Source organism: Acinetobacter sp. CAU_H_78 (genome assembly GCF_058599365.1).
Genome location: NZ_CM178652.1, coordinates 2,005,375 through 2,028,528, shown reverse-complemented (window position 1 = coordinate 2,028,528; position 23,154 = coordinate 2,005,375). Strand labels below are relative to the sequence as shown.

The following is a 23,154-nucleotide window of genomic DNA, read 5'->3' as shown; positions in this document are numbered from 1 at the left end:
AATTTAAATTAATTTTTAAAAGTCGTCCGTTTAGGGCGTAGCTTAGTACGTTTTGCCCACATTTCAGGATATTGTGTGGCTACATTTGTATGGCCAATTGTGTTGGAAGAACGGCTATCATTCTGTGGAATACGATCTTCTAAGCGTTCAATGAGAACATAAAGATCTGTAAGGCGTTGCAGATCCTCAGTTGGGATTTTCTTGGCAACGTTTTGAATCAACTGCGTGACGATGCGCTTTGCTGAAATTTGATTTTGCATAATGATGCACTCCTAGATTGGGATATACACCACCACAACTCATTTCCACAGAGCTGAGGTGGCAACAGACAGGGGTGGAAATACTGAATCTAGGATCAGCCAACACGAAGTTGCCCTGTCATGCTGCCATAAAGACTGCATAAAACAGTAAGCAAAAAAATAGCCGCAAGTGCGACATTTCATGCACCTAGATCGTATCAGGTTTCCACGCCTGAACACAGATTTTGCTGTGTAATAAATACGCTATCAGTGGTTAAAAAATGAGTCAATAAGCTTTTACATCAGATTAGGTAAGGGGTGCCAATATAAAAGTTTTCCTCTATTTTTAATATTTAATTAATTCAATGTCTTACAACCTGTAATTATCTTATCTTCGCTGTTAAACAAGATTAATAAGCCGATAAACGGTATAATTCATGTCCTAAAATTCAGGCTGAATGTAACAAAATTTGTGTAGTAAGAATTGTAGTAAGAAAAAATCGTAAATAAATATATATAATATAAAACATATAGATAGTGGTTTAATTTGACGGACACCGCTTCCGCCAGATACGAAAAACCCCGATCATTGATCGGGGTTTTTTATTGCCTAAGTTTTATTGAGTGGGAAATTGTCTGATTTTTTAGATAAAGCAGATAGATAACAAGCTAATTGATCTAATTTCCTAAATATTTTCTTATTAAAAAAATAAATGAATAAAAACGAATGCATATAGCTTTAATTTCTAAAATTTAATTCCAGGCAATTAGCTTAAGCCTAAATTCAAAAAGTATGATCCAAATTTTTATCTGACAAGAGGATATAAAAATTTAAAGCTTATTTCATTGCCGTTATCAGTTTATTAAATAGAACATTTTTCATTATTAATTCGCTGAATGACTGAAACAGCTGAAAGTCGACTAGGATAGTAGGATAATTTTTTGTTCTTTTCGGCTTTCATTTATGTCGAATTTTAAAGTGCGAGTTAAAAATGGCAACTGAACCTCTGAACCCTAAACGTCCACTTTATATTCCCTACGCAGGTACTGCATTACTTGAACTCCCATTGCTGAATAAAGGCTCAGCTTTCTCTGTAGAAGAACGTATTCATTTTAATTTACATGGACTTTTGCCCCAAGTAATCGAATCGATTGAGGAACAAAGTCAGCGTTCGTATCAGCAATACTGCTCATTCAATGATGCAATCAATAAGCATATTTACCTACGTAACATCCAGGACACCAACGAGACGCTTTTCTATCATTTGATTGAAAATCACTTAAGCGAAATGATGCCGATCATCTATACGCCAACGGTAGGAGAAGCATGTCAGCATTTTTCCGAGATTTATCGCCGTCATCGCGGGGTTTTTATTTCCTATCCGGATCGGGATCATATTGAGCACATCCTGCATAACGTGAATCGAAGAAATGTCAAAGTGATCGTGATTACGGATGGTGAGCGTATCCTCGGTTTAGGCGATCAGGGCATTGGTGGAATGGGCATTCCGATTGGAAAGCTGGCTTTATATACGGCCTGCGGAGGCATTAGTCCGGCCTATACCTTGCCAATTACTTTGGATGTAGGCACGAACAACGAGCAGCTGTTGAATGATCCGATTTATATGGGATGGCGTCAGCCTCGTATCACTGGTGATGAGTATTATGAATTTGTCGAAATGGTGATACAGGCGATTCAGCAAAGATGGCCAGATGCACTAATTCAATTTGAAGATTTTGCCCAGCACAATGCCATGCCTTTACTGGAAAAATATCGAGATCGAGTATGTTGCTTCAATGACGACATTCAGGGTACGGCAGCTGTGGCAGTAGGAAGTCTGATTGCAGCTTCCTATGCGTCAAACAAACAATTAAAAGATCAGACCATTGCCTTTCTGGGAGCAGGTTCAGCCGGTTGTGGGATCGCTGAACAGATTGTGGCAAAAATGGTGGCAGAAGGCCTGACTGATGCTGAAGCGCGTAAGCGGGTCTTTATGGTGGACCGCTTTGGTCTTATTACCCAGAATCAGCCGAATCTATTAAATTTCCAGAGAAAACTGGCTCAAGAACCAGAAAATATTGCTGAATGGGGAAATGCCGAAGAGATTATTTCTCTATTGGATGTCATCAAGTATGCAAAACCAACAGTACTGATTGGGGTATCTGGACAGCCGGGATTATTTAGTAAAGAAGTGATCACGACAATGGCTGAAAATTGTGAACATCCGATCATCTTTCCTTTATCGAATCCTACTTCTCGTGTAGAAGCTGTTCCAGCCGATATTATTCAATGGACCAATGGGAAAGCTCTGATTGCTACAGGTAGCCCATTTGCACCCGTTAATTATCAGGAACAGATTTATACTATTTCTCAATGTAATAACTCTTATATTTTCCCTGGAATTGGACTAGGCGTAATTGCTTCAGGCGCTACACGAGTCACGGATAATATGCTGATGGCATCAAGTAATGCCTTAGCAGAATGCTCTCCAAAACTTCAAGACCCAACCGCCAATTTGTTGCCAGATCTGGATCAGATTCAGCATATTTCCAAGATTATTGCCTTAAGGGTTGCGCAAGCTGCGGTTGAGGATGGCGTCGCTCCAAAAGTTGGTTCTGATGTGCTGCAGAAAGCCATAGATGCGAATTTCTGGATACCAGAATATCGCGAATATAAGCGTGTGACCTTTTAATATTATTAGGGAAAGGGCAGCCTAGGATTAAGTAAAGCAGAGCGATGACATTGTTATTTCTCTGCTTTTTTTGTTTGGAGAAAGCGAAGGTAATCTAAAATGTAGAAGTTTAACTCACTCAAGCAATATGGGTTAATTTTATTAAGTTGTTGAAATTAAACAAAATTTAATGAAAATTCTGTAAATAATATTTATAAAGTAATTAAATATATATATAAGAAAACTTGATTATTTTAAATCTTCCTGTATACTGGCTTTAACTAGAAAAAAGTCTTGTTGCAAAAAATCTTCCTTAAGTATCGTCGTTTTATTCATAATCCTTCGTTTTATCCAGATTTTAAGTTCCATTCTTTATTATTTTCAAAGTTACAACTGGTCATTCAGATGACTAAAAATTATTAAAAATTAATAGGTTTTATTATGTCAAACTCAAATATTGTTAAAGGTACTGTAAAGTGGTTCAACGAAACTAAAGGTTTCGGTTTTATTCAACAAGAATCTGGTCCAGATGTTTTTGCTCATTTCAGTGAAATTGCCAGTTCAGGTTTTAAAACCTTAATGGAAGGCCAGCAAGTTGAATTCAGCGTAGTTCAAGGTCAAAAAGGCCCAAATGCTGTAAATATTACTGCGCTATAAGTCTTTAGAATAAAAAAGCACGCCTCAGTGCTTTTTTATTGTTTTAAATAAAAGTTAAAAAGCTTTTTCTAGATTGGAAGAAGTATAAAAATAGGATACAAGTTGTTAAAAATTAATGAATTAATTGCAAAATCTAAAAATGGTACAGAAATTATTGTTTCTTTGATTCCCTTGAATAAAATGCAAAATACACGTCAAGGTTTTAAGGAAATTGAAGTAGGTAAAAGAGTGCTGCTTCAATCAGGAATCGAAGTTGACCTGAATCTAGACGGTCGTACATTTTATACATCTTTAAATCAATTATTTAAATTAAATCATAAAGTTATTTAATATTTAAATTATATATTGGCTAAACATTTTCTAGCCGATCTCTCTTATAATCATTATTAAAGGTTTATTTATGCTTAAGCAAAAGATCAGTGTGAAAGATCAATTCGGTGTTCAATACGTGATTCAGGCTACTGTTGATCCTGATTTTGTTCGTACACAATCGGATTCTAACGTCAAACATATTACAGTTGAAGGTGAAAATATTCGCCCAAGTTTTGAAATGTTTTTTCAAAGCACCATCAGCGGCAAAATTTTCAAAATTATTTAGTGGTCATATGACATGACCAAAAGTGCATATAAAAAATCCTGGTATCTTGCCAGGATTTTGTCTTTGAAATTATTCACTTCTTAATTAAACCTATTCATCGTCTTATAAATAAACCCTGAATTAATAAGCATATTTTAGTTCACACTTAAATCGACTTAGCCATCATTTCAGTGATATATATTTTATATCTTCTACTACTTATGCTTTTAGGCATAAAACTATTATCAACCTATAAAAAATCTAATACACATCAAATCAGAAAGCCAATCAGAGTTAAAACCAGTCAAGGTTATTATAAGTTTCGTCGGTATGAACTTAAGTCATATAAATGACTGAGGATATACAGCGGGTTTAAGGTGGTGAGCAAGGGTAGTTCAGTTTTAGTTTTGCTAGGACATTCAGAAGCTAAGTATTTAATCTTTTATTTTTGAATATTTAATACTCAATAGATGATCATAAAGTCAGGAGTTTACTCTATGAATAAATGTATAAAATTACTCGCCAAAAAAAAATTAAGTATTACTTTTCTAGAGAGTGCATCAGCAGGTTACCTGGCTTACCGATTTTCCCAAAATAAATATTCTGGTGATATTCTATATGGCGGACTGGTCTGTTATGACATGGGTGTTAAAGAAAATATTTTAAAAATCAAACCTGAATTTATTAAAAAATATACGCCGGAATCTATGGAAGTCACGCAGGAAATGGTCAGAAAAGCCAAGAAAATGTTTTATTCTGATATTTATATTGCCTGTACAGGACTATTAAAAAGAGGCGGGACAGAAACCAAAGAAAAGCCAGTAGGAACTTTTTTCTATGTGATTTCTTATAAGGATGAGCTTTATAGTTTCCGCTTTCTTTGCAGAGGAAAACCGAGAGAGAAATTAAAAAAACTGGCGAGAAATATCAATCTGAGCTTAATTGAAATCCTTGAGGGCAGTCGGGACAAGAAAAATAAGTAAATCGCTATTTATTTAGCTCTTGATGGTCGCTCATACACTGATCATGAAAAATGATTTGCTATAAAAAATCCCAGCTGAAGCTGGGATTTTTTTGTATTTAATTGATCAATTAATAAGGATAGTGAGGGACAGGGCCATGTGTTGGAAGGGTTAACCATTGCCCTGTTGCCAAGCGATTTGAGCCGCCATCCGGTTGCGCATAGAAATACAAAGGTGGAGTAGGCAGATTAAGCATAGCGACTGAAGCATGTGCGGTTGCAGTTACAGGTAAGCCATAAAGTGCATAGAAATCTTTAAGGTCATAGCCCATGATTTTTGAACTGAGCACATAAATCAGGTCAGGGCGGCTCATGTTTTTCGCATTAAAGGCGCCTAGTCCCAGTTTATTCTTATCTGCTTGAGATGCTTTACTTAAATCCATCTGATTATATAAACGTTGCGCCGTATTCAGTAGCCGTATGAACTCAAATACACCCTGAAGATCAGGTCGCGATTTACCTTGATGTAAACGGGTATAGTTCATGGCCATCTGGATATGGAAGGCCTGCATCGATACATGATAGCCATCTTGCCATAAGCGTTTTTCCATGGCGGCACGTTGTACCTCACCTGATAGACCAAGACTCCGTGTATCCTTGATATTGGCATATAAGGTTGGGTGGCGGAAGTTGCTGCCATTACTGTCCTGAGCATATAGATGATATTTACGCATCATGCTTAGGCCTGCCAGAATGTTGTTATTACATTCCACTACGCAACCAATAGTTATTCCGGTTTCAGTAGAAGGGAATACCATGGTTAAGACATCCTGAACAGTATTATGTCCCAGTTCATGTACCCAGCCCCAACCGGTATCAATGCCAGTTGACCCATCTGATGGATTTCCTGAGCACAGGAAGCCACAGGTCGCAATCCAGCCCACAAAATGCTGAACATTCGGGGCACGATGAACTGTGCCGGTACAATCCCAGCCTAATTCATTACAACGCTGTGCCGTACTGCTATCCAGCGGCATGTTGTTATAACCGTTGGCAATGTGGTTACTGTCAAAGATTACGCCCTTAACCTGATCCACATAGGTACGTGCTGATCGATCACCAATGGCTTTTAAAGCATAATCATTGGTCTGCTGAATTTCACCACCAACAAATTTAAAAGTGTTCCAGCCGAAGTTTCTACTTTGCAGAATGCTGGTGGCCTCGCTAATATCCGCTTCAGTGATCGTTTGAGTAAAATCATAATGCGCATATTTTGCTGCGCCTTTGATTTTTAAGGTCACCACAGAGCCTGCTTTGGCATTGCTGTAATTCAACATCAATGGTCCACCGAACGGACTGATAAAGTCATTGCTTTGAGTGGTGTCTAATTTCACGGTGAAACTATTGGGGCGGCGAGGACGTTTATAGCCGCTATCATCAAAGGGATTGCCCCAGGCACGTAAATAGCTGGTCTGGACTGAAAGCTGTGCACCTTGAGCATCAACAATCTCAATACTGACAGGTTTGCCCGGAATGCTGGCACGACCAATTGCGGTAATTCCGCTGCCTTGCGGAATGGTCACGGTAATGGTTTCGGCTTGCGCACTGACAGCCATGTTTTGTGCAGAGGCTGGCATATAGTCGCCGGCACCATTTGGATTTACCAATGTGGTTTTGCGTTTATAGTCCGTCCAGGAGTCGCTGGCATAAGTACGCATAAAAGTCAGAGCATCACTATTTTTCGACAGTCCGCTGTAGTTCACGCCTGGACGCCAGAGATCTGCCAATAACACCAAAGCTTTTAGAATCTGATTATTATTTTTTGTGCTGAATGCAGTGATTCCCTGTGCATTTAAATTTTGTAGATTGGTAGAAGCTTTATTGATGGTTTGAATCAACGGATTATTGGCATTTAAATCACCTAGACGTGCCGCACTTGGTGACTTGAAATGTTCCAGCATTTGGATCGTACTATCAATGTCATTCACTTTATTCCATTGATCTGTGATGGAACGTCCTGAAGACATGAGTAAAGTATCTTGGCCACGCCAGTAATTATTATTGGTTTCAATCTTTAATGCCGAAAAGATTTTTTCCATCGGTGTAGTGACGTTATAACCCATTGCCTGGAAATATATTGGCTTACCTGCCTCCAGATATTCCTGAATCAAGCTGGATTCAAAATTATTGGCGCCAATATTACTGCCTAAAATCATCAGATCAGCATCTTTCCAGCAGGTATTGGTTTGATCCAGTACATTACATTGTAGAAAAGTAACTTTAACCCCTAAGTGCTGGACAAAATAATTCTCTATCATGCTCAGGTTGGTTTGTGCCAGGCCATTCACGGTAAGTTTAAGTTCTTGTTTAGGCTGTGCTTGTGTTTTCCCCGTCAATAGCCAGCGAAAACCATTGTTGAGCACGGGTGCAAAATCTACCACGTCAGGACTATTCGCTGAGATCCCCCCAAGCATATTCTGGCCAAAAGCCAGCGCACGGCCTTTACCGATTTGTGATGCGACTCCCAGACCACAGCCTTTATTCGCCTGCTGACTTAAATTCCAGCCGCAGGCTTGATCTGAAACTGCGATTGGCAAAGCTGCACTTAAATCATAAGGATAAAGATTAATTGAAGCAGTTGGCGTAAATTGCAGTTGAGGTTGCAAAACTTTGCCATTTGAACTGGTATAAAGTGAGGTAATTAAACCCTTTTGCCATGTTTGTTGTTGCTTGGCGAGCTGTAAGGCCCAGTCTAGTAGTGCAGTTGAATCCTGCTCAGTTAAAGGTATCGCGTCACCTGTACTCAATGCCTGATCAATCCGATTGGTTGCAGGTGGGAGAGGTGTTACAGGTGAACTATTATCTGGTACTTCTCCAGGCGCTGAGGTTGATTCTTCACTACCACCTCCACCACAGGCAATCAGACTCATCGATAACGATAAGGTCAGTAAGGCTGTTTTCAACCTCAAATAATTTCTTTCCACAATTTTCCCCAAGGTATAACCAAAAAGACGACATTATTTTTAAAGTTGTCGTAAATATCAGATGAGAATTATAGAAGTAAGTGGTAATAAAATAGAACTAATATTTAATTTAAGTATATGTTTTTTAATGATAAATAGTTATTAAGAATAATATTTAATGTGGTGCGGGTTGAGTTAATTTTTATTTGTTTTAATTAGGCCGCAGTTTAAAAATTGCCTCAATCCCAGCTGAAAATTCATGTTCTATCAGTTTTGACTTCGAACTTGAGTAGGGCCAGCGCAATTCTTTCTACATGTTGATAAGCAGGTTGCTCTAATTCTTCACCAAAAATATCCGGATCAATTTCCTCATAAGACCAGTCAATATTTTGATGCTGTTTCATCAAAGCTTCCAGATGCTGCAAGAAGCGATTGCCATCCTGACAAATAGTGACGCCAGTATATAAAAATAGACGTCCATCTGGACTGAGTCGCTGTAAACCCTGTTTAATAATCTTAAAAGACAATTCATTACCATCCAGTTTATTGCCACCATGACGGTATTGCCGTTGATCTGGATCAATTAAATAAGGAGGATTGGCAAAAATCAGATCGAACTGGCCTTCAAGATCAGAAAATAAATTACTTTGTACAGGATGAATCGTATCAAAACCTGAAAAGTCGATATTAATCTGGCTATAGAGAAGGGCTTTCGGATTCAGATCTGCGACAAAGATTTCCTCATGATCTGGAAAATGTTTAGCCATATGAATTGCAGCAGCAGAAGTGCCACAGCATATTTCAGCCGCCCGTTTAAAAGAATTGGCCTGGCAAGATAAATACTGCTTTAAATGATAGGCAAAGCGGTAAGTATCAGGACCAAAAAAAACAGCGTCCTGTTGGGTGGTGGGAAAGGCTGAGTGAATAAATAATTCGTCTTCGAGTGAAGCGACTCTGATCAGACTTTTATATGCATTATTCTTAACTTCTAGAAGCTGATGTTCTAACAATAATGAAAAAAGAACAGGATCAAGATCGGTAATTGTAAATTCCAGATTCCAGCCAAAAATATCCTGTAGAGTTTTCCGTTTATTTTTCTCGCTTCTTTTACGATCCAGAATCCGTTGATGGGAAAGTGGGGTAATGGCCGTAAACTGATATTGCTGCTGTTTTAAAAAGTCTAATAAAAAGTGCAGAGCTTGTTGCTGGCTGCTTTGGATTTCTAAAATCTGGTTCATTAGATGTGCTCTTCGGTTTATTCAGAATAAATGAAAAGGTGCATACACCTGTTTAATCTATACAAGATAATGACCAGAACAGCCATTCGCTATATTGATTCAATCAAAATGGATCAGCTCAATCTTCGCCCAAAATTTACTGTTGTTCGGTAAAAAACTGATGTGAATTGGTTTAATTTGTATAGTGGTATTTTGAAGTTCAAATCCTTATAAAGAATGAATCACTTTTATTTTTATATGTTTTCTATAAAATGCCGACTGATCAAAATGATGAGTCGGCATAGACTGAATATAAATAGAAGTTTTAATGAGCAGTTTCTGGTAAATCAAACCAGATCACTTGTGCATCTTCAATTGCTTTAATCTCTGCGTCATCTATAAAGGCAATCGCGCCACCAGCTTCAACGGTATATTCTACAATTTGTACTGAGCCAGAAATCACATGTACATAATTGATATGCTGGGTTGCCTTAATATCTAGACTTTGGCCTTGATGGATCACTGCGGTTTTGACTTCTGCATTTTGACGAATGTGCATGGGGGCATTGTTATTCGGTCCACAGATTAAATGCCATTGATTCGGTTGTTCTTTTGCGTCCAGACGAATTTGCTGATAATTTGGTTGAGCATCACGTTCATTCGGAATGATCCAGATTTGCAGAAGATGCACCTGTTCATCACCTTGGTTCATTTCACTATGACGTACACCGGTTCCAGCACTCATCAGTTGCCATTCACCTGCTGCAATACCGCCATGATTGCCCATACTGTCCTGATGAGTAATCGTGCCTTTCAATACACAGGTCAGGATTTCCATATTGTCATGCGGATGGGTACCAAAGCCCTGATGTGCATCAATCAGATCATCATTAATAACGCGTAATGCACTCACGCCCATATAGTTCGGATTGTACCAGTTGCCAAATGAGAAGCTGTGCTTAGACTCCAGCCAGCCCATTTTTACATGACCACGATTTTCACTTGGATGCAGAAAAGCTTTCATGGATTTATCTCACTTTAATTTTTAACTTGAGATCATCATACCGTTGTTTTAATTCTTAAAAAATCATAAACAGGCGACAGATCATTGCATTTTTGCAACGATATAAAAGAAAGCAGATATAAAAAAGCCCACTCGTAAGCGGGCTTAGGTATTTAAATAAAGATTATTCAAGGAAACGGACTGTTACACCTGATTTCACTTTACGGCCTAAATCATTCGCATCCCAGTTAGTCAAACGGATACATCCGTGTGATGCAGTTTTAGAGATTGCAGATGGATTTGGTGTGCCGTGAATACCAAATGATTTTTTGCTTAAACCGATCCAGATATTACCTACAGGACCGTTTGGACCAGGTGGTAAAGAAAGTGGTTTCTTGTTATTGCCTTGAACAAAGTTAGATGGTGAGTAGCTATACCATGGGTTTTTCGCTACGCCAGTCACTTTATAAGTTCCTGTTGGCGATGGAGTACTCGAACTACCAATCGTTGCAGGGAAAGAAGCAATCATCTGGTTCCGGCTATTGAACAGATAAAGCTGTTTAGCACCTTTATGCGCCACAATTAAATGAATATCTTCAGGAACTTCATTACGGATATTAGCAACAATCAGCTTTTCCCCAGCTTTTTTGAAGGTAGCTTTTGGATTTAACTTTTTCAAAAAGTCTTCATCCATATGGAATTTTTCACCCAACATTTCAGTTACGCGAGTGTAATACAGACCTTTCATTTTTGCCTGTAAGGCATAGTCAGAAGGAATAGACTCGGCATAAGGACCTTTCAGGTCTTCTTCAGTGATAGTGTATTCCACAAAAGCAGGCTTAGATCCTTGTTTAGCCAATAGGGCATCCCAAGTTTCCTGAGTCAACGTACCTGTTGGTTTAATGCCATTCATTTGCTGGAAAGATGCGATCGCTTTCAAGGTATTTTTACCGCTAGTACCGTCAATCGCACCTGGAGAAGCATGGGCATTATTCAACATGACATGCGCACGTGCATATACCGGAAATTGGCCTTTACCAATATCTTCATACCAGCTTGCATTATTAAGGCCGTCTAAAGTCCAAGATGCTTTCGCAGCAGCAGAATTTGTCGGTGCTTTAGTCGTGGTTGGAGCAGCACCGATATTGGCAGTCTGGTCTTCAGTATCTTGTAATACATCTAATGCTTCAGAAGCTTTCTTCAGATCTTGTTGTTCTTGAGCACTAATTCGAGTTTCTGCTTGTGCTGCCGAAGCTTCAGTCGCTAAAGGATCAATTGGATCCTGAACCGCAACATCAGTGACAACTTGGGGGTTTAATGGTTGTTCAGCAGTAGACGCAGCGAAAACAGTACCTGCGAAAATGCAACCTAGACTCACAGCGAGCATTGTGCGAACGAACATGTAACTCAACCTTAAAAATATTTCGTTAACTATGTGAAAAAACACTATAAGTATTACAGAAAAAATGTGGAGATGCAGTAGTTCTTTTGTGTAATTCCTCACATTTGATCACTTAACATGATCGGTTTTTAAAGTCATGAGAAGTTATTCAAAATGCAGTCATTTTGTTATGATGTGGGCAATATCAAAGATAGATAGGAAAGTGAATGACGACCTTAAAAAATGATCGTTTTCTGCGCGCATTGTTACGTGAACCTGTAGATACTACCCCTGTATGGATGATGCGTCAGGCAGGCCGTTATTTACCAGAATATCGAGAAACACGTGCCAAAGCAGGGGATTTCCTTTCTCTTTGCAAAAATACTGAATTTGCCTGTGAAGTGACTTTACAGCCTTTACGCCGTTATGAGCTGGATGCGGCCATTTTATTTTCGGATATTCTGACTGTTCCGGATGCTTTAGGTCTGGGCCTGTATTTTGAAGCAGGTGAAGGTCCGAAATTCCACAAAACTGTGCGGACTGAACAGGATGTGGCTAATTTACCCAAATTTAATGCCAAGTCTGACCTTGATTATGTAATGAATGCGGTGTCGACCATTCGTTCGGCTTTGGGTGGGCAAGTACCATTGATCGGCTTCTCTGGCAGCCCGTGGACCTTAGCGACGTATATGGTTGAAGGGGGTTCGAGCAAAGACTTCCGTTTCACTAAAAACATGATGTACGCACAGCCAGAAGTTCTGCATGCTTTATTAGAACGTTTAGCAGATGCTGTGACTGAATATCTGAATGCCCAGATCGATGCCGGTGCTCAGGCAGTACAGATCTTTGATAGCTGGGGTGGGGCACTTGCACATCGTGAATATGTTGAATTTTCACTTAATTATATGCAAAAAATCGTGGCAGGTTTGCAACGTGAAAAAGATGGCCGCAAGATTCCAGTGATTCTGTTTACCAAAGGTGGCGGTCAATGGCTAGAGCCAATGGTTGCGACCGGTGCAGATGCTTTTGGTTTGGACTGGACCACACCGCTCAATGTTGCGCGTCAGACTGTTGCAGGTCGTGCTGCGCTACAAGGTAATCTTGATCCAGCAACTTTATATGGTACTCCGGACGCGATTGCTAAAGCGACCAAGCTGATGCTGGATGATGCCTATGCCAACGGTGAAAAAACCGGTTATGTAGCCAACTTAGGTCATGGCATTACCCAATGGGTGGATCCAGCCAATCCTAAAGTATTTATTGATACCGTACATGAGTACAGCGCTAAATATCTTTAGGATGTAAACCTTGATCGACTTTTTTAAATCAGGGTTTGAATTTACCTATAAGGCAGCTTCGGCTGCCTTATTTGGGATTCTGCTCCTGCTTGCTTTTGCACAAACCGCATCGATGGGTAGTGAACTATTTTACGGTTTCTACCGCTATGATTATCTATTATTTTTTGCTTTACTGATTCAGGTGGTATTACTCTATACCAAACTGGAATCCTGGGCCGAAGCCAAAGTAATTGCCTTGTTCCATATCATGGCGATGGTCATGGAAATTTTCCTGACCCATCCGGCGATTGCATCCTGGCAATATCCGCAACCAGCGATCTTCAAGATTTTGACCGTGCCGTTGTTTGCTGGTTTTATGTATTCAGCTGTCGGCAGTTTTTTTGCACGTTCCTTACGCTTATACCAAGTTTCATTTGAAAAATTGCCACAATTTAGCCATATGCTGGCTTTGGCAGTCTTGTCCTACATCAACTTCATGAGCAAGTTTTTTATTCCGGATTACCGCATCATTCTCTTTATATGGAGTGTGATAATTTTCTGGAACACCCGTATCCGTTTTCAGTTGAATCAGCATACCTTTCAATTACCAATGTTACCTGTATTAGCATTACTGGCTTTTATTATCTGGGTGGCAGAGAACATCAGTACCTTTTATCAGATCTGGCTATATCCAAGCCAAGTAGAAAAATGGCACATGGTTGGTTGGGGCAAGCTCGGTTCCTGGTATTTACTTTTATTGCTCAGTCTGGTGCTGGTATTAAAGATTCTAGGACAGCGTAATTCTCAAGGTAACTGGAACCTAAAAATCCGGTAAAACTATTCAGTTTATCTTTATGTAAATCAGACAGTTTTTTCATTGCGCCAAATTAGACTTCCCGCTACTCTCCTGAATGTGTAATGAAGATTACATCATTAGCGTAATAACAAAAGATGCATGAGAATAACCGGAGAATAAGTATGTTAAAAAAGATTATGCTCGCTGTGGTATTGGCAACGGGTTCTGGTATGGCGATGGCGGATAGAGATGTAGGTTGTGGTATTGGTAGCCAGGTATGGGCAGGCCAGTCAGGCATTATTCCTAAGCTGCTTGCAGGTACAACAAACGTGCTGTTTACTAACCAGTGGCTAGGTATTACTTTCGGTACTTTAGGATGTAGCCAGGGCGGTACAGTGACGGCTCAAGTCGTGACTTTTACCAATGAAAATGCTGAGGCATTGGCACGTGATATGGCCGTAGGTGAAGGTGAAAGCCTGAATGTACTGGCTGAACTGCTAAATATCAAGGCAGAAGACAAAGCGCGTTTCTTCACTGTATCTAAGCAAAATTTCTCTGAAATCTATTCAGAGGAAAACCAGAATACTTTACAAGTGTTAAGTACTCTGCAAACAGTCATGGCTAAAGATGAAGTATTAAAAGCTTATATCTAAGTATCGCTGTAAAAACCCTGCTGACCTGGCAGGGTTTTCTTATAAATAAAAACTGAAAAGAACCGTTGACTGAATGAAATATGCTGTTTTGCTCTCAGCCTTGCTGTGGAGTCCCCTAAGTTTTGCATCCGAAATTTCTCCAGATATTCAAGCTTATCTAGAACAAGCCACACAAAAAAAATTGCACCAGACTTCGACCTGGAAGCGTTTAATGTATGCCAATGCTGAAGGAAAAAGTGAAGTCAGCTATCCTGGTTATTTCCTGGCAAAGCAGGGCAAGACAGACCTACAACTTGAATTGGAGCAAAAGATACAGGCATTGTTTGAGCCAGCAGAACCCAATCAGTCTGTGCAGTGTAAATTCCCAGCACGTAGCCAGTGGTTAATGCAACAGCTGAATATTTCTGAACAGCAATTGCCTGAAGCGAGTTGCCCGGATTTTGATCGCTGGATGAATGAAGTCAAGCCTTATCAGGCAACCCTGATTTATGCCACCGATTATATGGGTAATCCCAGTTCCATGTTTGGTCATACTTTGCTTCGTCTGGATCCCAAAGACCAACAGCAACTGAATCTGGTTTCTTATGCAGTCAATTATGCTGCCACAGTTGACAGCAATGATAACTGGTCCTTTGCTTGGAAAGGGCTGACCGGCCAATATCCGGGTGAATATTCCTTGATGCCGTATTACCGCAAAGTCAAGGAATATGGTGACTTTGAAAGCCGTGATTTATGGGAATATGAACTAAATCTGATGCCTGAAGAAACCGGATTGCTGGTGAAGCATCTCTGGGAAATGCAACAGGTAAGTTTCCCTTATTATTTCATTAATGATAACTGTGCCTATCGTCTATTAGGGCTTTTTGATCTGGTGCGTCCTGAACTGAACTTGCAGCAGCAATTCGATACCGCCGCGATTCCGGTCGAAACTTTAAAAGTTGTGGAACAGCAGGGACTGATCAGAAAAAAGATTTACCGTCCGGCACTGGAAACTCAATTGCTGGCTCAAGCCCGGCAACATGGCAAATCCTTGGCAAAAACTGCGCATCAGGTAGCGTATGCAGAAACCTCTGAAATGGAAGCCATGCTGCAACATTATCCGGCTGAAGATCAGGCCAAGATTCTGGAAATGGCCTACGACCATTTATATCTGAACTTTCTTCGTCAGGAAATAGATGAATCTTTTGCCCAGCCGCGCTTTCGCAAATTATTGGGCCTAAGAAGTCAGTTGGCAATAGACAAACAGCGTCAGCAGCCAGAACGTCCAAAGATAGATCCGGTTCAAAGCCATCATGCCCGAAATATCATTCTTGAAACTGGGCAGGTGCAAGATGAGACTTTTGTGCAGCTCGGTCATCGTCAAGCTTATCATGACCTTATGGATCCGCAAGGCGGGCTGCGTACAGGAACCCAATTATTATTCCTGGATGGTGCATTGCAATACCGTGATGACCGCGTGAAGCTGGAACACCTGGATCTACTTACAGTGAATTCCTATAACCCGATCAATGCATTTAAAGCGCCGTTATCTTGGGGCTTTAATCTAGGCTGGAAACAGGAAGCACTGGATCAGCATGGCCAGTTTAGTACCGAGCAGCAGCATGGTGTAGCCAATTTTCAGGTTCAGGGTGGCTATAGCTGGGCAAATGAAGCACGTGAACATCTCTGCTATGTGCAACTACAAAATCATGTGCAGGCCGGAAAAGCGCTAGACAAAGGATGGCGTATCGGTATGGGGCCAACGGTGGGTTGCCAGAATATCTGGACGGATCAGATCAATAGTCTGGTACAGGTGGAATTACCGTATTGGGAAGACTCCCATCAGTGGCAGCTGAAATTAAAAAGCCAGCTGCAATATGCATGGAATACACAAAATGCCATTCGGGCGAGCTGGGAATATCAGCAACAGGACTCGAAAGACTGGGAAAAATGGAGTCTGGGCTTAGTCCATTATTTTTAATTTGGCTAACATACCCTCGAATATTGAGTAAATGAAGTTTATAGATCAAATGACTTATATTTGAATGTTTAAAATAAATTCATGTTCGGAGACTTCTACCGATATTATCAAAGATTGTATTCAGTAATTGGGTTAAAATGCCTGAATATTGTTGTATTTTTCACATAATATCACTGCGAATCGCAAAGTATCGGGAAAAGTTATATGAATAATGAGTGTATGGCTATGCTGGCGGAGCAGTGGGAGCAGATCTGTCAAAATTATTCATCGGATGATTTGCTACACGCATTTCAGTTTATTCAAGACCACTCTTTGGTACTGGTAGAAGAATTCTATAAAAATATGCTTCTGGAAGAAGAAGCATCTCAGTATTTTACTGATGAGCTGATTCAGCAGCGTTTACGCGATACTTTACATCAGTGGCTTTCAGAAAGTTTTAGTGTAGCGCTGAATAAGCGTTATGCAGAAGCCGTGCAAAAACAGAATATCGTTGGACATGTGCATGCGCGGGTCGGGATTCCATCTTGGCTGATTATGCGCGGTGTACGGGAAATTCAGCGCAAAATGTTTGAATTGCTGAGTTTAAATCCGCAGCCGAACATGCTTACTACCTGTAGCTATATTGTACAAATCATGGGATTTGCCACAGAAATTATGTGTCGTTCCTATGAGGCGAAATCCGTCCAGAATCAGGAAATGAAGCACAGTTACCGGGTATTTTCTGCAATGCAGGATGTTGCGGTACAAAAAGATAAACAGCGCAGTTCATTGCTGGATTGGGAAAATGAGCTGATGTTCAAGGTCTTTTCTGGCACTACAGGCATTAGACATCAAATGCTGTCCAAGTCAGAATTTGGCTTATGGTTTATTCATAAGGCGTCTTATGCCTTTACCGATTCTGATCAGGTCGATTTAATTATCGAGCGAATTTATCAGATCGATACGCTGAATCAGGCAGTGCTGGAATGTACTGAAAAAGATCAGATGCTGAATCTGATTCAAAGTATTCGTGACTTAAACCGTGAAATACAGCACTTGGTCGATCAATTATTTCAGGTTGCAGATTACATCGAATCTGGAAATGACTCGTTAACCCAGTTATTGAATCGCCGTTATTTAAATACCATTATTTCACGTGAAATTAACTTTTCTCGTGATAACCAGACACCATTATCCTTGCTAGCGATTGATGCCGATTTCTTCAAAGCCATTAATGATAAATATGGTCATGCAGCTGGTGATCTAGCCTTAAAATTTATTGCTGATACTCTACAGAAATACATTCAGGGTAGTGACTATGCCTTCCGTGTCGGTGGGGAAGAATTCCTGCTGCTGCTGGTCGATTCCGATGAAAGACGTGCACTGAACATTGCTGAAAATATCCGTAAATATGTAGAGCATGGCTTGATCAATACGGCTCAAGGGCAGCAATTCAGACTCACGGTTAGTATTGGCTGTGCGTTATTTGATGGTCATCCAGATTACCAAAGATTCCTGGATGCCGCAGATGCTGCACTATATATGGCTAAAAATACAGGGCGTAACAGGGTCTATCTGGCGCAACCTTCTCAAATTCAGGGTGCACAAAAAGCATCTGTTTAATTTAAAGCTTGCTGCTGAATTGCAGCCTGAAATTGCTGTTTTTGCCGCACATATTCGGGATGGACTTTGGCTTCATCCCATTTTTGTTTAAATATTTTCGCTGCAGCAGCTTTAACCGGATCTTCAGAACTGCGCGGCAATTCTTCACGCCCATGCGCACCACTTAAACCATTTTTATCATCTGGAACTGGCCCATCGTATTTTTTGCCACCTTTATGATTGGCATAACGCCGGGCGCGAGTATAACCCATTTGTAAAAACTTGCGTGCCATATCGGCCCCGACAAAATCTTCCTGTTTTAAATATTCCAGAAACAGGGCATAAATTTTTTCACTACTGGCTCGGGCTTTTTCCGCATCTGCAAAACGCCAGTGGGGCAAAATTTCTGACTTATAAGGTTCCACTAAAAGCACGCCTTGCTCACCGCGTCCGATCCGGTATAAGTCCGGACGTTTACGGAAATCAATTTTCTTAAAATCTAGACTATAGTCAAAACTATTTGAATGAATACGTGAAGGGCGTTTAGGCGGATCAGGCTGCTTTCTACTCATGGCTGTTTCCAGAATTTATACACTTGGATCATGCAGCCTTCCAAACAAAAGGTCTGTATTTAAACATGGCAGGAAATGTAGTTAGAAAATTAATTATGCAGCATCAATTTGTTTATTTGGAAGAAGGGGAGCAGGTTAATTAAGACAACTTTTTGAAAAGAATGTAGGGATAAAATTTTAAGAAATTGAATGAATAAGTAGAAAAGTTAAGGAATTGATTGCAAAATTCCTTAACTGATGAAGATATTGAATTCGTACTTATCTTTTAACTTTCTACCACGACATAATATTTTTTAACGGCTTCAACCACTTCAAAAGTGCCAATAAAACCGGGTGGAATAATGCCGGCTTCACCTGCCTTGATTTCAACAAAGGATTGTCCCTGAGCATCATGTAAACGGACGATCCCTTCGATTACCTGAAAGAATTCCTGTTTATTTTCAGCGAATACAATATTCCAGGCACCCACTTCACATTGCCAGGTTCCGCAATCCATATTGGGATGTTGATAGGCACTCTGGGTCAGGCGTTTAGGATTGCCTTTAACCAGTCGGTCTGGACGTGGATAATCGATACTTTCTTCAGCCTGACCTAAACCTCGACCCGCAATCCAAGTAGATGACATTTTCATAACCTCATCGTGTAAAAAAGCCCCAATATCAATTGAGGCTTTCATTTATGAATCTATATTAATAACTTTCAGGTACAGCACCTAAAAACTCACGGCGGACTTCTTTATCGGTTTTAAAGTCACCGATAAATGACACCGTACGCGTCGTTGATTCCTGTTTGCCAACACCACGCATCATCATACACATATGTGCTGAATCAATCATCACAGCCACACCACGTGCATTGGTGACTTCAGCAACTGCTTCTGCGATTTGCTGGGTCAGATTTTCCTGAATCTGCAAACGACGGGCAAACATTTCAGTAATACGTGCAAATTTAGACAGCCCCAATACTTTGCCTTCAGGTAAATAGGCAATATGTACACGGCCATAAAATGGCAATAAATGGTGTTCGCACAGGGAATAAAATTCGATATTTTTCACTAAAACCATTTCACGGTTATCTGATGGGAAAACCGCACTATTGGTCACTTCTTCCAGAGTCTGGCTATAACCTGAGGTTAAATACGAAAACGCTTTCGCAGCACGCACGGGCGTATCTTTGAGACCAGGGCGATTGAGATCTTCACCAACGGCAGTAAGAATGTTTGCGTAAGATTGCTGCATAGTCATATGACGTATTCACTTAAACTGAGAATGAACAAGGACGGCATTGTAGCAGAAATCTTTTACAATGCCTTGTTTTGAGGGTAAATCCGCTTACTGTTTAAACTTTGGATTTTTTTCTGCACGTTTTAGCAAAACTAAAACTGCACCAGTGCCACCCTGTTTTTCAGGCGCACTGACAAAGGCCAGAACATCACGGTGCTGACGTAGCCAGCCGTTGACATAAGTTTTTAAGATCGCTTCCGGCCCTTTGCCATGTACGATCTTGATCACGTTCTGGTTTTCATCTTTAGCGATCTGGATAATCTGAAGTACAGCCTGACGAGCTTCTTCGACCGTACAACCATGCAGGTCGACAGCTTCAAACCAGCGCAGATTTCCCGCTTTCAGATCTTCAAAAACCTTATGCTGCAACGTCGCAATGCGGTAGCTTAAGCTTGCCTGACTGCCAACCGGATTGAGCACGGCCTGAGTATCAGACAGAACGGTTTCATCGGTATGCATGGGACCTTCGGCAGCAGCACGCTTGGCCAATGTTTGCGCATCGACCTTTTTCTTGGGAGATTTTTCAATTTTCGCAATATTACCGGCATCAATTTTTTGTACGCCTTGCATCTGCTTGCGAAATAGATCGAGGTCTTCCGCCTGTTCCTGCTCCGCTGTTTTCACGACAGGGGCAACAGGTTCAGCCTTAGGCTGAGGATGACTAATTTGCTTTTTAAGATCTTTGAGTAAATTATACTGATCTTTAGAAAGCGAAGAATCGTGTTTGCTCATAATCTGGAAACGGGGGAGATACTGAATTTGGTAAATTATAGTCTTAAATCACTGAAAGGAGAAATGAATTGCACTAAATACAACATATCCCAAACCTAGCTTTAATTTCTGGATGGTTTTCTATTATTGAAGAGCTAGTTGAAATTTAAATAGAAAATAATTCATGAATTTTCTCCTTTTATCATTTTAACAGTTGCCTCGATGGAACATCTCTCTTTAAATATAAATCAATCAAACCTGGAAAATTAAAAATGAGTTATTCAGGCAGTTGTTTGTGTGGCAATGTCCAGTTCAAAGTAAATACGAATATTCAGACCATGTATCATTGTCACTGCAGTTTATGTCGTAAACAGAGTGGTACGGCCGCGAATGCAGCAACTTTAGTTCATCAGCAATATTTTGAATGGACCTCAGGACACGCTTCAATTTCCTGTTATCAAAAAGAGACCGGATTTTGTTCTCATTTTTGTCAACACTGTGGCTCGCCTGTACCGAATCAGGTAGGTACAACTGTATTGATCTGGATTCCTTTAGGAATTTTGGATCAAGCACCCAAAATTCAGCACAGACTGAATTTTTGTCTGAACTCTAAAGTAGATTGGGCAGATGAAATCAAGGCGGATGAGTACTATTCTGAACTGCCAGAATTTGAAAAATTAATCTCTTATTTTGATCATTCAACTCAGTATTAAATTTCGTTATTAGAAATAAAAAAGCCCCATGCTGAGATGGAGCTTTTTTATACTTAATATTTTAAACCGATTCAGGCTCACCGAATAAATCACGGAAAGCGTGATCTGGGCGTGGCTGTTTCATGAAACTTTCACCGACCAGGAAAGCATGAATATCATGTTCCTGCATCATCGCAACATCAGCAGGGGTCGCAATACCGCTTTCAGTGACCAGCAGGCGTGAAGGATCCAGTAATTTTTTCAGACGTAGTGATGTATTCAGGTCGACATCAAAAGTTTTTAAATTACGGTTGTTTACACCCAGTAGACAACGATCAGAAAGTTTTAAAGCACGCCCTAATTCTTCTTCATCATGCACTTCAACCAGTACATCCAGATTATGCTCAAATGCGGTTTTAGACATTTCCTCTAACTGCTGATCAGACAGACAGGCCACGATCAGCAAAATACAGTCCGCATTTAAGGCACGTGCTTCAATCACACCATAAGGATCGATCAGGAAGTCTTTACGCAGCGCAGGCAAGTCACAGTGCGAACGGGCGATCTGAATATTTTCATCAGCACCCTGGAAAAAATCCACATCTGTCAGTACAGATAAACAGGCAGCGCCGGCATCCTGATATTGCGCCGCAATTTCTGCAGGATTGAAGTTATCACGAATCACGCCTTTGGACGGAGAAGCCTTTTTAATTTCAGCGATTACACCCGGGCGTTTAGACATTAAAGATTGAGCAAAACCACGTACAGGTGTCGCGCCTTGAGCTAACTCTTCTATATCCTTATAGCTTTTCTGCTTAAGACGAAGAGCGAACTCTTCTTTCTTACGATCAACAATTTTACCCAAAATTGTATTTGCAATATCAACCATGATTCAAATTCCTGACCGTATTAAGCTTCGTATTGTTTGATGGTTTTGGTGAATTCTGACAGCACGCTCATTTTTTCCAGTGCCTGACCACCATAAATAATATCGTGTGCCAGTGCCACACCTTGTTTATAGCTTGAAGTCAGGCCTGATACATAAATTCCAGCACCAGCATTTAGAGCAATCATATTGGCAGCCTTATGACCGATCTCAGATTTCTTCTTGCCTAAGGCATCTTTAATCAAAGCCAGACTTTCTGCTGAGCTTTCAATAATTAAACCAGTTAAGGTTTGCGATTCAATATCGACCTGTTCAGGGATAATTTCCCATTCAGTGATTTCACCATTTTTTAGCTCAGCCACATGAGTTGAAGAAGCCAGACTGATTTCATCTAAACCATCACGTGAATGTACGACCATGACATGTTCAGCACCGAGCTGTTTCATGACTTCTGCAATTGGACGGCAAAGTTCATTGGAAAATACCCCGATGACCAAGCGTTTTACACCGGCCGGATTCGTAAGCGGGCCAAGCAGGTTGAAAATACTGCGAATACCCAGTTCCTTGCGTGGACCAATCGCATATTTCATGGCTTTGTGATGATTCGGTGCGAACAGGAAGCCTACACCGATATCACGGATACAGCGTTCGGTTTGCTGCATATTTAAGTCTAGATTAATACCTGCCTGTTCCAGTAAATCTGAAGAGCCTGATTTGGTGGAAACACCGCGGTTACCATGTTTGGCAATGGTCGCACCAGCTGCTGCAATTACAAAAGCTGAAGCGGTAGATACGTTAAACAGGTTTTGTCCATCACCGCCTGTACCGACGATATCCACCAGATGAGGGACATCACTGACATCGATTTTGATTGCTAGTTCACGCATGACACGTGCTGCAGCAGTAATCTCGTCAATACTTTCGCCTTTGAGGCGTAGACCCATGAGCAGAGCACCGATCTGGGCATCGGTTGCTTCGCCAGACATGATGGTGCGCATCACGTCTTCCATTTGTTCCTGAGTCAGGTGAATGTTTTTAGTAATATTGCTTAAAGCTTGTTGAATATTCATGAC

At 40.5% G+C, this 23,154-nt stretch carries 22 protein-coding genes; 11 read left to right on the top strand and 11 right to left on the bottom strand.

The window, feature by feature from the left end; all coding sequences use genetic code 11:
- Positions 1 to 8: 8 nt before the first annotated feature.
- On the bottom strand, positions 9 to 260 hold the full coding sequence (locus AC4MCD_RS09775; protein ID WP_144725255.1) for a hypothetical protein: 252 nt from the start codon (positions 258 to 260) through the stop codon (positions 9 to 11).
- A gap of 971 nt (positions 261 to 1,231) precedes the next feature.
- Between AC4MCD_RS09775 and AC4MCD_RS09770 the strand changes: the two genes are divergently transcribed.
- The 5 genes from AC4MCD_RS09770 (at position 1,232) to AC4MCD_RS09750 (ending at position 5,128) form a co-directional block, all read left to right on the top strand.
- Positions 1,232 to 2,932: an NAD-dependent malic enzyme gene (locus AC4MCD_RS09770; protein WP_419374412.1), complete on the top strand. Its 1,701-nt coding sequence runs from the start codon at positions 1,232 to 1,234 to the stop codon at positions 2,930 to 2,932.
- 420 nt (positions 2,933 to 3,352) lie between these two features.
- Positions 3,353 to 3,568 (top strand): cold-shock protein, encoded by a 216-nt coding sequence (locus AC4MCD_RS09765; RefSeq protein WP_004782814.1) that lies wholly within the window; start codon positions 3,353 to 3,355, stop codon positions 3,566 to 3,568.
- Positions 3,569 to 3,670: 102 nt separating this feature from the next.
- A complete protein-coding gene (locus AC4MCD_RS09760) occupies positions 3,671 to 3,898 on the top strand; it encodes a hypothetical protein (RefSeq protein WP_004782813.1) in 228 nt (75 codons plus the stop codon).
- Positions 3,899 to 3,968: 70 nt separating this feature from the next.
- A complete protein-coding gene (locus AC4MCD_RS09755) occupies positions 3,969 to 4,166 on the top strand; it encodes a hypothetical protein (protein WP_419363401.1) in 198 nt (65 codons plus the stop codon).
- Between the two features lie 476 nt (positions 4,167 to 4,642).
- Positions 4,643 to 5,128, top strand: a complete 486-nt coding sequence (locus tag AC4MCD_RS09750) for a CinA family protein (protein ID WP_034706081.1) — start codon at positions 4,643 to 4,645, stop codon at positions 5,126 to 5,128.
- Between the two features lie 109 nt (positions 5,129 to 5,237).
- On the opposite strand, the gene AC4MCD_RS09745 is transcribed toward AC4MCD_RS09750, so the two are convergent.
- The 4 genes from AC4MCD_RS09745 to AC4MCD_RS09730 all read right to left on the bottom strand — a co-directional run bounded on the left by AC4MCD_RS09745 (position 5,238) and on the right by AC4MCD_RS09730 (position 11,691).
- Positions 5,238 to 8,075, bottom strand: a complete 2,838-nt coding sequence (locus tag AC4MCD_RS09745; RefSeq protein ID WP_491875991.1) for an ImpA family metalloprotease — start codon at positions 8,073 to 8,075, stop codon at positions 5,238 to 5,240.
- A 251-nt stretch (positions 8,076 to 8,326) separates the two neighbouring features.
- Positions 8,327 to 9,307 (bottom strand): methyltransferase, encoded by a 981-nt coding sequence (locus AC4MCD_RS09740; RefSeq protein ID WP_491875990.1) that lies wholly within the window; start codon positions 9,305 to 9,307, stop codon positions 8,327 to 8,329.
- Positions 9,308 to 9,611: 304 nt separating this feature from the next.
- Positions 9,612 to 10,310 carry a pirin family protein gene (locus tag AC4MCD_RS09735; RefSeq protein ID WP_491875989.1) on the bottom strand — a complete coding sequence of 233 codons (699 nt, stop codon included), beginning with the start codon at positions 10,308 to 10,310 and terminating at the stop codon, positions 9,612 to 9,614.
- A gap of 163 nt (positions 10,311 to 10,473) precedes the next feature.
- The gene (locus tag AC4MCD_RS09730; protein WP_180104617.1) at positions 10,474 to 11,691 is read right to left on the bottom strand and encodes a L,D-transpeptidase family protein; all 1,218 of its coding nucleotides are present in this window, start codon (positions 11,689 to 11,691) and stop codon (positions 10,474 to 10,476) included.
- Positions 11,692 to 11,897: 206 nt separating this feature from the next.
- Here AC4MCD_RS09730 and hemE point away from each other — a divergent pair, with 206 nt between their 5' ends.
- From hemE to AC4MCD_RS09705, 5 genes are all read left to right on the top strand, one after another.
- On the top strand, positions 11,898 to 12,968 hold the full coding sequence (gene hemE / locus AC4MCD_RS09725) for a uroporphyrinogen decarboxylase (protein WP_419374416.1): 1,071 nt from the start codon (positions 11,898 to 11,900) through the stop codon (positions 12,966 to 12,968).
- A 10-nt stretch (positions 12,969 to 12,978) separates the two neighbouring features.
- A complete protein-coding gene (locus tag AC4MCD_RS09720; protein ID WP_491875988.1) occupies positions 12,979 to 13,782 on the top strand; it encodes a DUF817 family protein in 804 nt (267 codons plus the stop codon).
- A gap of 143 nt (positions 13,783 to 13,925) precedes the next feature.
- A complete protein-coding gene (locus tag AC4MCD_RS09715; protein WP_004782788.1) occupies positions 13,926 to 14,396 on the top strand; it encodes a DUF3015 family protein in 471 nt (156 codons plus the stop codon).
- Between the two features lie 73 nt (positions 14,397 to 14,469).
- Positions 14,470 to 16,356 (top strand): Lnb N-terminal periplasmic domain-containing protein, encoded by a 1,887-nt coding sequence (locus tag AC4MCD_RS09710; protein WP_491875987.1) that lies wholly within the window; start codon positions 14,470 to 14,472, stop codon positions 16,354 to 16,356.
- 204 nt (positions 16,357 to 16,560) lie between these two features.
- Positions 16,561 to 17,958: a diguanylate cyclase gene (locus AC4MCD_RS09705; RefSeq protein ID WP_491875986.1), complete on the top strand. Its 1,398-nt coding sequence runs from the start codon at positions 16,561 to 16,563 to the stop codon at positions 17,956 to 17,958.
- Here AC4MCD_RS09705 and AC4MCD_RS09700 read toward each other — a convergent pair.
- From AC4MCD_RS09700 to AC4MCD_RS09685, 4 genes are all read right to left on the bottom strand, one after another.
- Positions 17,955 to 18,509 (bottom strand): DUF4385 domain-containing protein, encoded by a 555-nt coding sequence (locus AC4MCD_RS09700; protein ID WP_419363422.1) that lies wholly within the window; start codon positions 18,507 to 18,509, stop codon positions 17,955 to 17,957. The two genes, AC4MCD_RS09705 and AC4MCD_RS09700, sit on opposite strands and share 4 nt — an antisense overlap.
- Before the next feature lie 265 nt (positions 18,510 to 18,774).
- Positions 18,775 to 19,134 (bottom strand): cupin domain-containing protein, encoded by a 360-nt coding sequence (locus AC4MCD_RS09695; RefSeq protein ID WP_491875985.1) that lies wholly within the window; start codon positions 19,132 to 19,134, stop codon positions 18,775 to 18,777.
- Positions 19,135 to 19,198: 64 nt separating this feature from the next.
- Positions 19,199 to 19,747, bottom strand: coding sequence for a GTP cyclohydrolase I FolE (gene folE, locus AC4MCD_RS09690; RefSeq protein ID WP_171064799.1), 549 nt, complete (start codon positions 19,745 to 19,747; stop codon positions 19,199 to 19,201).
- Positions 19,748 to 19,840: 93 nt separating this feature from the next.
- The gene (locus AC4MCD_RS09685) at positions 19,841 to 20,524 is read right to left on the bottom strand and encodes a Smr/MutS family protein (RefSeq protein ID WP_491875984.1); all 684 of its coding nucleotides are present in this window, start codon (positions 20,522 to 20,524) and stop codon (positions 19,841 to 19,843) included.
- 251 nt (positions 20,525 to 20,775) lie between these two features.
- Between AC4MCD_RS09685 and AC4MCD_RS09680 the strand changes: the two genes are divergently transcribed.
- A complete protein-coding gene (locus tag AC4MCD_RS09680; protein ID WP_491875983.1) occupies positions 20,776 to 21,216 on the top strand; it encodes a GFA family protein in 441 nt (146 codons plus the stop codon).
- Positions 21,217 to 21,277: 61 nt separating this feature from the next.
- On the opposite strand, the gene trpC is transcribed toward AC4MCD_RS09680, so the two are convergent.
- Positions 21,278 to 22,084 (bottom strand): indole-3-glycerol phosphate synthase TrpC, encoded by an 807-nt coding sequence (gene trpC / locus AC4MCD_RS09675; RefSeq protein ID WP_491875982.1) that lies wholly within the window; start codon positions 22,082 to 22,084, stop codon positions 21,278 to 21,280.
- A 20-nt stretch (positions 22,085 to 22,104) separates the two neighbouring features.
- A complete protein-coding gene (gene trpD, locus AC4MCD_RS09670; RefSeq protein ID WP_491875981.1) occupies positions 22,105 to 23,151 on the bottom strand; it encodes an anthranilate phosphoribosyltransferase in 1,047 nt (348 codons plus the stop codon).
- Positions 23,152 to 23,154: the final 3 nt, after the last annotated feature.